The organism is Acinetobacter sp. YH01022 (assembly GCF_013420235.1).
Taxonomy (GTDB): domain Bacteria; phylum Pseudomonadota; class Gammaproteobacteria; order Pseudomonadales; family Moraxellaceae; genus Acinetobacter.
This window is the reverse complement of record NZ_VOYP01000070.1, coordinates 1-9,375: the sequence shown is the minus strand read 5'-3', so window position 1 is coordinate 9,375 and position 9,375 is coordinate 1. Positions and strand designations below refer to the sequence as shown.

At 43.2% G+C, this 9,375-nt stretch carries 12 protein-coding genes; all 12 read left to right on the top strand.

Translation table 11 applies throughout. The annotated features are described in order from the left end of the window. Positions 1-1,532 (top strand): DUF935 domain-containing protein (locus FTT87_RS15045; RefSeq protein WP_180175058.1); only part of this gene is annotated, 1,532 nt, incomplete at its 5' end. Next, positions 1,532-2,854: a phage minor head protein gene (locus tag FTT87_RS15040; protein WP_180175057.1), complete on the top strand. Its 1,323-nt coding sequence runs from the start codon at positions 1,532-1,534 to the stop codon at positions 2,852-2,854. The genes FTT87_RS15045 and FTT87_RS15040, both read left to right, overlap by 1 nt. Before the next feature lie 94 nt (positions 2,855-2,948). Beyond that, the gene (locus FTT87_RS15035; RefSeq protein WP_180175056.1) at positions 2,949-3,425 is read left to right on the top strand and encodes a phage virion morphogenesis protein; all 477 of its coding nucleotides are present in this window, start codon (positions 2,949-2,951) and stop codon (positions 3,423-3,425) included. A 205-nt stretch (positions 3,426-3,630) separates the two neighbouring features. After that, positions 3,631-4,710, top strand: coding sequence for a phage protease (locus tag FTT87_RS15030; RefSeq protein WP_180175055.1), 1,080 nt, complete (start codon positions 3,631-3,633; stop codon positions 4,708-4,710). After that, entirely contained in the window at positions 4,707-5,117 is a 411-nt protein-coding gene (locus tag FTT87_RS15025; RefSeq protein WP_180175054.1) for a hypothetical protein, read from the top strand. Before FTT87_RS15030 ends, FTT87_RS15025 begins: the two co-directional genes overlap by 4 nt. Continuing rightward, entirely contained in the window at positions 5,114-6,022 is a 909-nt protein-coding gene (locus FTT87_RS15020; protein ID WP_180175053.1) for a Mu-like prophage major head subunit gpT family protein, read from the top strand. Before FTT87_RS15025 ends, FTT87_RS15020 begins: the two co-directional genes overlap by 4 nt. 11 nt (positions 6,023-6,033) lie before the next feature. Beyond that, positions 6,034-6,462, top strand: a complete 429-nt coding sequence (locus FTT87_RS15015) for a gp436 family protein (RefSeq protein WP_180175052.1) — start codon at positions 6,034-6,036, stop codon at positions 6,460-6,462. Continuing rightward, positions 6,456-7,064, top strand: coding sequence for a phage protein Gp37 (locus FTT87_RS15010; RefSeq protein WP_180175051.1), 609 nt, complete (start codon positions 6,456-6,458; stop codon positions 7,062-7,064). Before FTT87_RS15015 ends, FTT87_RS15010 begins: the two co-directional genes overlap by 7 nt. Before the next feature lie 296 nt (positions 7,065-7,360). Next, positions 7,361-8,170, top strand: coding sequence for a phage tail sheath C-terminal domain-containing protein (locus FTT87_RS15005; RefSeq protein ID WP_180175059.1), 810 nt, complete (start codon positions 7,361-7,363; stop codon positions 8,168-8,170). A 120-nt stretch (positions 8,171-8,290) separates the two neighbouring features. Next, entirely contained in the window at positions 8,291-8,668 is a 378-nt protein-coding gene (locus tag FTT87_RS15000; protein ID WP_180175050.1) for a hypothetical protein, read from the top strand. Then, positions 8,668-8,979: a hypothetical protein gene (locus FTT87_RS14995; RefSeq protein WP_174560818.1), complete on the top strand. Its 312-nt coding sequence runs from the start codon at positions 8,668-8,670 to the stop codon at positions 8,977-8,979. The genes FTT87_RS15000 and FTT87_RS14995 overlap by 1 nt, the downstream gene beginning before the upstream one ends. A 65-nt stretch (positions 8,980-9,044) precedes the next feature. Continuing rightward, the gene (locus tag FTT87_RS14990) at positions 9,045-9,215 is read left to right on the top strand and encodes a hypothetical protein (protein ID WP_180175049.1); all 171 of its coding nucleotides are present in this window, start codon (positions 9,045-9,047) and stop codon (positions 9,213-9,215) included. Positions 9,216-9,375 lie beyond the last annotated feature (160 nt).

The following is a 9,375-nucleotide window of genomic DNA, read 5'->3' as shown; positions in this document are numbered from 1 at the left end:
AAACTGCCGACGTTGCCTGGTTTACCAATCAGTGGCAAGAACACCCTGTTGTTGGTCTAACACCTGCACGCCTTCACCAGCTGCTGTTAGGTGCAGAACAAGGCAGCCTGCAAGCCCAAGCCGATCTATTCGCAGATATGGAAGAACGCGACGGTCATATTTTTAGTGAAATGGATAAACGTAAAAAAGGCGTGAATGGTTTGCCTTGGGGAGTAAATCCACCTAAGAATGCCTCTGATCAGGAAAAAAAAATTGCAGAAGAAGTCAATGAGTGGATTGATGAAATCCAAGACTTTGAGATGTTTCTTTTTGATGCTATGGATGCTGTTGGTCATGGCTACAGCTGCCAGGAAATTAAGTGGCAGCGCTTAGGTAATTTATGGCTGCCAGAAAGCTTTGAACATCAGCTTGCACGCAATTTTATGACCCCCGTCAATAAGCCAAATGAACTTCGACTGAATGATAGTTCTATGGAAGGTGCCGAGTTCTGGGACTTTGGCTGGTTTATTCATCGCCACAAAGCTAAGTCAGGCTATATTGCCCGTTCCGGTTTACACCGAGTTTTAAGCTGGCCCTTCCTGTTTAAAAATTATGGCATCCGTGATGTCATGGAATTTTTGGAAATCTATGGCTTGCCGATCCGTATTGGTAAATATCCTGAAGGTGCAACGGCTGAAGAGAAAATGACTTTGCTTCGAGCCGTAATGAGCATTGGACGTAATGCCGGTGGCGTGATTCCTAAAGGCATGACCATTGATTTTGAAAATGCAGCTAATGGTGATACTGACAATCACATGGCGCTAATTAAATGGTGTGAGCAGACCCAGTCCAAAATCATTGTTGGTGGAACATTACTGAGCCAGGCAGATGGCAAGACCAGTACCAATGCACAAAGCCAAACCCATGAAAATCAGTTTGAAGTCATTATGAAATCGGATGCCAAGCAGCTTGCCCGATCCATCAATGATTCGCTGGTGACGCATCTCATGCGTTTGAACTACCCGAATATTACCCCAGACCGTTATCCAAAGTTTTACTTTGATTTAACGGAAACAGAAGACCTGCAGGTATTTAGCGAATCAATAGGCGCACTTGTAGATAATGGTATGAGAATTCCATTGCGCTGGGCACATGAGCGCACTGGTATTCCTATGCCTGCAGATGACCAGGAAGAAATTCTGCACAAACAGCCTGCACAATCTGCAAATCCTACCCCTAACCTTGCAGCCAATACATTTTTACCTCAGCTTCTAACACAACGACTGGCTGCCAATACAGTGAGCGTCCCGTTAGAAGACCAAGCAATGCAACTGCTATTAAACGAACAAGTAGAAAAAAGTCAGGCTGTATCTGAGCAATGGCTTTCAGGTTTAGTAAAGAAATTGCAAACCGGAAATGAGGATGAAGTACTGCAGCTGCTGTCGGATCTGCACCCGCATGATGATGAACCGGCATTGCAGGAAAAACTGACTCAACTGATTTTTGCCTGTGAAATGTTAGGTCGCTTAAGTGTTGAAGCGGAGGCTGAATAATGCCAACCCCTCACCGTCCTGAATTAAATGCCCTGTTTAATAAGCCACCCGCCGATGCCATTGAATATCTGCAATCCAAAGGCTACAAGATTGGCTGGGACTGGCATCAGACTTTGGATGATGCCCATAGCCGGGCATTTACTGTGGCTAAAGTCGCCAAGTTGGATGTACTGCAGGACATCCGAAAGTCGTTAATTACTGCTTTGGAAAAAGGTCAGAGCTTTGAAAAATGGCAGGCTGAGATTACCCCGATACTTCAGGAAAAAGGCTGGTGGGGGAAAAAGACTGTGATCAATCCTGCTGGCCAGGAACAGGAAGTTCAGCTCGGATCACCGCGTCGGCTACGCACGATTTACCATACCAATATGCGTTCAGCGTTTAGTGCTGGACGTTATAAGACCATGCTGGAAGCGACTGAAACACGTCCGTTTTGGGAATACCGCCATATCACTATGGTGAACTACCGGGAAGAACATAAAGCCTGGAATGGACGTATTTTAAGAGCAGATGACCCTTTCTGGACGGTGGCCTATCCGCCTTCTAAGTTTGGCTGTAACTGTCGTGTCATTGCTAAATCAGCCAGTGAAGTCGAAGGTAAAGAGATCTTGAGCAGTGAAGGATATCAAACCCAATACTCTGAAAAAATTGGCGTAGACAGTTTTACGGGAGCAGATGTTTATGGAACATGGCAACGTTTTGACATTCCTACTCAAGATGGCACCATACTGACCTTTAGCCCTGCTGCCGGATTTAATAACTCGCCTGCCACCAGTTATGCCATGGATCAGGTACTGGCAAACCGTGCCACCAAGTATCTGGGCAATGAACAGGGGTTAAAACAGGTTCAGCAAATCATTACGGCACCAGTTCGGCAAAAGGCGCATCATGCCTTTATTGATAATACGCTGAGCTTTGGCAAAGCTCAGGGCAAAACCAGTACTGTAGGCGTATTACAGGCTGAAGATATTGTGTTTTTACAAAATAAATGGCAATCAATAGAAAGCCCGATCGTGACCATTGCTGACCGTTTATTGATTGGCAAAAAAGCAAAACGACATGAAACCGCTGGAGATGCTTTAAGTACTGCGGAATGGCAGGAGCTGCCGCTGCTCATCGCTCAAGTAAAAACTGTTTTATATGATGTAAACAATGACAGTGTTTTATATGTGCTTAGAGGTATGGATAGTGAGGAGCAAAAAGTCATTAAGCTTTCTTTACGCGCTCAAAATGGCGTCATTGAAATTGTGAGTATTTTTAAAGTTAAACAGTCAGATATTTCAGCGGGGGTCAAATCGGGACAATATGAAGTCATTCGAGAGTGAGATGGCGGCCGACTTGCACAGCATAATATCAATGCCTTGCGGCATTCATAACCTTTCTATTTGGAAACTACCATCTCAGAGTTCAGTATAGATTATGAGCATCATACAAATCAATAATGACGAGTTAGTCAGAAAGTTCACTAAAGTCGCTTTGGGATTGAGCCGCCCGAAGGACTTAACTTCAGCAATTGCTGGTAGCTTCCTCACCATTGTTGAAGACAACTTTGATGCCCAGGGTCGCCCAGCCTGGGCTGGATTAAGTCCAGTTACTGAGGCCAGACGTAAGCCAGGCAAAATTCTAAGCCAGTCTGGACAACTTAGAGACAGTATTCAGCCAGACTCTAACGATACTGAAGCCAGTATTAGTACTGCTGATCCCAAGGCAGCAACTCATCAATTTGGTGCCAAACAAGGTCAGTATGGAAAGTCCTCACGAGGTGGACCATTGCCCTGGGGAAATATCCCTGCGCGTTCATTTATGCCTATGGATGAAAATGGTAATTTGCAACCGGAGGCAGAGAATGCCATTTATGATGATGTAGATTATTTTTATCAGAAGCTACTCGAATGAATTAAATATAGCGTTAGATAGCCGTTAGATTGCTTTTGATGATCTTTTAAAAATGTATTTGATGAATCTTGAATGAAATATTTTTTGTGTCTTAAATCGCCTTACAACGCCAAATAGAAAAATACGCAAAATAAGGAAATTCTTCCAACCCTAAAACCCTTCTCTTTTTCTCATACTCAAACTTCTTAAAACCTGAAGCAGAAGTATGAAGCTTAAAACATTGATTGCTGCTTGCTCAATGAGTTTATCAGCACAGTCTGAACATTTCGTGATTATCCCTGAAGGTGAATTCCGCGGTATCGATGGTCGTCCATTTGATGCACCGGCATGGATTTTAACTCCGGAGCGTGGTCATGAAATTGTCGCTGTATTGAATCAACAACACATTGACATGGTCATTGATTATGAGCATGCCACTTTAAAAGCAATTGAAACTGGTGAGCCTGCTCCTGCTGCTGGATGGTTAAAACAAAATGGTTTTGTCTATGTAGAAGGAGTCGGAATATGTAGTACTCAATTTGAATGGACCGATAAAGCGAAAAACTTTATCGATTCGGATGAATATAAATACATTTCTCCAGTGCTCTTCTACAACAAGACTGGTGCAGTTATTGGACTGCACAGCGTCGCACTTACCAATAAACCTAATTTAGATCAGTTGCCTGAAGCCAAACTTGCAGCAGCTGCTCAAGACTTTTTATCTCAAAATTCACAACAACAGGATTCCACAATGGAAGAGCTATTAGAACAGCTGCGCTGGATGCTGAATCTGCCTTTATCTGCAACAGCGGAAGAAATTATGGCAGAGCTTGGCAAGCTGCAGGCACAGATTAAAGAAAAAACAGCCGTTAATTTAGCTGCTAATGGTCAAAACTTATATGACTTGGTTGATGCAGCACAGTTAATTAAAGGTAGTACTTTAGCGGAACTAGAACCAGATCCTACTCAATATGTACCTATGGCTGTTTATAAAGAAGCTTTGGCCCAGGCAACCTCTGTAGCTGCCAATGCGCAAGCCAAAGAAGTGGATGACCTGATTTTAGCGGCATGTTCTGACGGTCGTCTGACAGGTAAGGCCACGATTGATTGGGTCAAAGACAAGGCCAAAACCAATCCGGAATTTGTGAAGTCTTATTTAGGAGACTTGCCCAAAATTGCGGCGCTTAATCAACAACAGACCCAAACCGTCAGTATTGCAGCAAATACCCAAACAGCAGCTTACACACCTGAAGCTTTAGAAGTTGCACGTTTAATGGGTGTTGAATTACCAGGAGCAAATGCATGAGCAGTATTTTAAGCGGGTCAGACCGCCAAACCCCACATCGTGATTTGGGTCTTATTTCTGTCAAGTTGAAAGCCAATGCCATTATTCATGCTGGTTTCATCGTCGTGGCAGGATCAACCGGTTTTGCTGAAGAAGGTAAAACGGCAACGGGTCTAACTTATTTAGGGATTGCAGATCAAACCATTGATAACACTGGTGGTGCAGATGGTGATGTATCTGTTTTAGTGCGTACACATGCTGCATTTTTATTGGATAACTCAAGTGCAGATGCGGTAGATCAAACCTTAATTGGTAAGAAGTGTTATATCCATGATGCTTCAACGGTCTGCAAAACATCAGCCACAAACACAAAATCAGAATGTGGTGTGGTTTTAGAAGTAACTACTGAAGGGGTATGGGTAGCATGAAAATTAATGGTGCAACAATTGCAGGCTTATTTGTCAGCCTTAACTCGGCATTCACAAACGCTTTCTCTGCTGGTGAAGCAGAATGGCCTGAAATTGCCACAGAAGTTCCAAGTACAACCAAAGCGAATGACTATACCTGGTTAGCTAATTTCCCTGGCATGAAAGAATGGGTCGGTAAAAAGCAAGTTAAAAAGCTGTCTGAATATAATTATGTGATTGTGAATAAGCCATACGAAACCACCATTGCTGTAAGTCGTGATGACCTTGAAGATGATCAACTGGGCATTTATAAAGCGCAAGCTGAAGGTGCAGGTTATGCAGCAAAGCAGTGGCCAGACGAATTAGTCTATGGTGCAGTGAATGGCGGTTTTACGAAAAAATGCTATGACGGTAAAGCATTCTTTGCAACCAACCATCCCAACGGAAAGTCAGCTGCATCCAACAAAGGCACTAAGAAACTTTCAATTGAAACTTTTGCCAAAGCTCAAGCTTCATATGGTGCTGCACGTACTCAAATGCAGTCTTTAAAGGATGAAGAAGGCCGCCCACTCAATGTACGTCCAAACATCTTACTGGTGCCACCCGCACTAGAAGACATCGCCAATGCATTAATGACGGTGACGCAACTCGAAGATGGCAAGCCAAACCCTTACAAAGGTACAGCAAAAGTAAAAGTGTCTGGCCGTTTAACAGACCCAAATGCATGGTTCTTGTTAGATACCTCTAAACCGCTTAAGCCATTCATTTATCAACCACGTAAAAAGCCTAATTTTGTTCAGCAAACCACCGCTGAATCTGATGCAGTCTTCATGGAAGGTGAATTCAAATTTGGTGCAGAAGCCCGTGGTGAAGCTGGTTATGGTCACTGGCAGTTGGCCTACGGCTCTGATGGTACTGAAGCATAAGGAGTACGGCCATGTTTGCAACGCTTGAAGCAATGACGGAAAAATTTGGTGAGCGTGAACTCATTGGTCTTACGGACAATGAAAAGCCTTATCAAGACGTAATTAACATGGACAAGCTGAATGCTGCGATGGATGAAGCAAACAGTGAAATCGAAGGTTATATTGCTGCTCGTTATTCCCTGCCGTTACAAACTGTGCCGCCATTTCTTAAGTCCTTAGCGTGCCACATGGCACGCTACCATGCCTGTACAGGTGCTATGTCAGATAATGATCCCATCAAAACACGCTATGAAAATGCGGTTAAATCCTTAAAGGAAATTTCAAAAGGAACGATTGCTTTAGGTAGTTCACCCATTGGTGCAAGTACTCCAGTAAAGACTTCAAATAATAGCGTGGTGATGACCGTCGGCCGGCATGATTTTGGAGGTCGTGGATGGTGAATCTGGATTTAGGCACCATTGAGCAAGCCATTAAGGATGTCCTGGCAAAACAGGTTCAGAGCAGAGCCTGGGATTGGATTCGGGAAATTAAAACCTATGGCGGTGAATTTGATGATGATATCTCCACTATCGTGAATCACTTCCCTGCTATCTGGGTAGCTTTCGTCGGCTCTGGAACACCTAAAAAAAGCAGTCATAACAAGACTGAATATCAGATTACTTTTGTGGTTCTGGTGGGTGCTCAATCCGTTAGAAATGAAGAAGCTCGACGTCATGGTGCGGGTTCAGACATTGGCACCTTTACCATGCTTCATCAGGTTCAAAACCTTTTGATCGGGAATGATTTGTCATCTGAAGGCTTAAAAGGACTAAGTCCGTTAGAACTTGGCAAAACTAAAACCATTTTCAATACAAAAACTCGTAGCCAATCAATCAGTGTGTTGTCTCAAGAATTCACGACGCAATACACCATTACTGCTTCAGATCGGGACCGTGAAGAAGCGGCAACTGAATCTGAAATCCATAAAGTTAATTTTGATTATTACTTTCAGCCTAATGATACGCATGTTGATGAAAGTGATTTAGTCAATCTGAAGGAATAATAAATATGCCGCCAGTTCAAGCAGGTATTAAAACACCAGGTATTTATACTGACGTAAATATCAATACGCAGCGTGCCGGTCTTCCATCAAATGAACATAAAGTTTTATTTGTAACCGACGATGCAAAAGTAATGGCTCAGCCCGTTGCGATTTATGATGAAGCTGATGCAAAAGATAAAATCATTGCCGATAGTAAAGTCGGCAAGATGATTAAAGCCGCGGTTAAAACCAATCGCTTGGTTGATGCCTATGCAATTACTTTGGCAGTGGATAATACAGATCCTCAAAATCCATTTATTGATGTCGATGAAACCTTAGACATCATTTCACCCTTGGGCCATACCATTATTGCCTTAAATAGCGCACCGACTGTAGGTGATCAGACCATGGCATGGACTGACCATTTACACTTTGTCAGTGATGCAATTGAACAACGTCCGGCTATTTTGGTTATTCCTTTTACGGATATTGATGCAGCAACCACATTTGCTGCCCAGGCTCCAGTTGAAACAAGCTATCGAATTGTTGTTGCCTGTTATCATGGTGCCACAGGTCAAGAGGCTGAAATTGCTGGAGCAATGGCTGCTGCCTTGGCTGACTCTAACGACCCGGCTGTGCCATTCAATGGTGTAAATTTGGGTGGTGTTGAGCCAGTTGAAGACCGCTATAAACTCACTTTTGAACGCCAGGAACGTGCTCTTAAAGCAGGTGTCTGTGTGATTGCCACTGGTGCTGATGGTAAGCCTGAAATTGTTCGTGCCGTGTCAACATACCGGAAAAATCCGGACACCGGTTTAGCTGATGATTTAATGCTGGACATCAATGGCGCTTTAACGATTGATTACGTGCGTAAAGTCATGCGTACAGCTGCTTCTAAAGAACGTCGTCGTAAAAATACAGCAGCCCAGCGTCGTAACCTGCGTTCAATCTTCCTGGCTGAAGCATTAAAGCTGGATCATGCTGAGATTCTACAGAATGTGAAAGAAACAGCTGATGAACTTACAGTTACTGAAGATGCAACGGATCGCTATCGTGTGAATGCTTCGATTCCAGCTGACTGGGTACGTGGTATGCATGTGGTTGCTGCAACATTAAATGTTTATTGATCACTACGTTTATCGACCTAAAAAACCACCTTCACGGGTGGTTTTTTATGGAAATATTTCCGCATTAAACATATATCAAAGTCTGTAAAAGTAAGTCATCTTTAATAAGAGGCTTTAAAAATGGCTGAAGAAGCTGTTGGATCAATCGTCCTGATTGTGGATGGCAAAGAATATGACTGCGCCTCATGTGAAACACAAAAACAAACAGGCCGTCGTCCAGTACCTACAATGAACCGTGAACGTCGTAATAAGTATCGTACTAGCGGCGTTAAATCATACACTTTAAATGCCGCAGTGATTATCCCGGATAGTAAAGACACCGTAGATTGGGACAACATCGTAGATGCCCGTATTTCTATTGAATCCCCTTCTGGTGGATTCCGTGAAACTTACATTGACTGTTCTACAAGTGAAGTCAGCGAGTCTTATAGTGTTGAAGGCGAAACCCGTCGTAACTTGTCTATGTTCGCTCTCGATATGCTTAAGGAGAGCATGTAATGGATCAGCTCAAAATTGAAGGCACCTTGCCTGTCGCATTAAAAAAGTTGGTGGGTCAAACTACAATTGAAAGTAAGCAAATTGTCATGAAACAGCTTACGGCAATTGAATACTATGATGCTCAAGCGAAGCTATTGCCAGGGCAATATATTGGCATTGGTGATCTGGTTGCCATGACTAAACTGGTCGATAAGGATGGCCAAGAGCATGAGATTACTTATGACATGCTTGGACATTCTTCCAAGTCTAACCTGGACTATTTGAATAGAAAAAAAGAAGAGCTTGAAGCAAAGGAGCAAGCCGAGAGCTAAAACTTAGGGCACGGTTGATCCGTGCCCTTTTTGTAATAGGCATACCTTATGTAGAGGCCAAAAATATGCCTCTACATTTAGCCATGGCACTACTTAGCGATGAGCGGCTAGACAATACTCATCAGAACAAACCTCGTGAATCTAACGCTGTTCCACAGCAATCTAACGTGCCTAAATCATCTGGCAATACCACCTATGTTTCAACTATTCGCAAGCATTCAAAACCAAAGGCATAAACTATGAGCGGAAAAAATACTACGGTCTCGTTAACGCTGCAGATTAAAGGCAATGCCGGTCAGGAAATGAAAAAAATTTCCGATCAGCAAATTCAAGCGACAACTAAAATTAATCAGCAATGGACACAGATCGGTTCCGCTAATGCCAAGTTTGTACAAA

Bases quoted from the DNA above. Each gene is read 5' to 3' on its own strand.
- FTT87_RS15040 (WP_180175057.1), top strand. From the start codon at position 1,532: ATGCCAACCCCTCACCGTCCTGAATTAAATGCCCTGTTTAATAAGCCA.
- FTT87_RS15035 (WP_180175056.1), top strand. From the start codon at position 2,949: ATGAGCATCATACAAATCAATAATGACGAGTTAGTCAGAAAGTTCACT.
- FTT87_RS15030 (WP_180175055.1), top strand. From the start codon at position 3,631: ATGAAGCTTAAAACATTGATTGCTGCTTGCTCAATGAGTTTATCAGCA.
- FTT87_RS15025 (WP_180175054.1), top strand. From the start codon at position 4,707: ATGAGCAGTATTTTAAGCGGGTCAGACCGCCAAACCCCACATCGTGAT.
- FTT87_RS15020 (WP_180175053.1), top strand. From the start codon at position 5,114: ATGAAAATTAATGGTGCAACAATTGCAGGCTTATTTGTCAGCCTTAAC.
- FTT87_RS15015 (WP_180175052.1), top strand. From the start codon at position 6,034: ATGTTTGCAACGCTTGAAGCAATGACGGAAAAATTTGGTGAGCGTGAA.
- FTT87_RS15010 (WP_180175051.1), top strand. From the start codon at position 6,456: ATGGTGAATCTGGATTTAGGCACCATTGAGCAAGCCATTAAGGATGTC.
- FTT87_RS15000 (WP_180175050.1), top strand. From the start codon at position 8,291: ATGGCTGAAGAAGCTGTTGGATCAATCGTCCTGATTGTGGATGGCAAA.
- FTT87_RS14995 (WP_174560818.1), top strand. From the start codon at position 8,668: ATGGATCAGCTCAAAATTGAAGGCACCTTGCCTGTCGCATTAAAAAAG.
- FTT87_RS14990 (WP_180175049.1), top strand. From the start codon at position 9,045: ATGCCTCTACATTTAGCCATGGCACTACTTAGCGATGAGCGGCTAGAC.